General features: G+C 66.6%; 1 protein-coding gene. It reads right to left on the bottom strand.

The features are described 5' to 3' along the window. A partial coding sequence (locus AC630_RS42125) for a thiolase family protein (RefSeq protein ID WP_143198774.1) occupies nt 1-545 on the bottom strand: 545 nt, incomplete at both ends.

Here is a 545-nt window from a genome sequence, read left to right as displayed (position 1 = left end):
CTCAATCCGCCGCCGTTGGTGTTGAGCGGCAGCTTAGCCCCGGGCCGCGTGTTGCCGTCGGCGATGAACCTGCCGGTCTCCTCATGCGGCATGAAGCCGAGGTCGCCGAGGCCGAACAGCGGCAGATGCGCAAACGCGTCGTAGATCATGAGATGGTCGACGTCCTTGTGCGCGATGCCGGCCTCCCTGAAGGCGAGCGGCCCCGCGGTCTTGAAGGCGCGCGAGGAGTTGAACGTCTCCATCTGGCTGACCATCGGGGTCTCCACGCTTTCGCCGGTGCCCATGATGTAGACGGGCTTGCGGGGAAAGTCCTTGGCGCGGTCGGCCGAGGTCAGGATCAGCGCGCCGCCGCCGTCGGTGACGAGGCAGCACTGCAGCAGGCGGAACGGATAGGCGATCATCCGCGAGTTCAGCACGTCGGCGACCGTGATCGGGTCCTTCATCATCGCGCGCGGATTCTTCGCCGCCCATTCGCGCTGCACCACGGCGACCGAGGCCAGCTGCTCGTGCGTGATGCCGTAGGTCTTCATGAAGCGCAGCACGGG

Origin of the sequence: Bradyrhizobium sp. AS23.2 (assembly GCF_001908185.1) — a bacterium.
In the GTDB taxonomy this organism is placed as follows: Bacteria; Pseudomonadota; Alphaproteobacteria; order Rhizobiales; family Xanthobacteraceae; genus Bradyrhizobium.
This window is presented reverse-complemented; position numbering and strand designations above follow the sequence as displayed.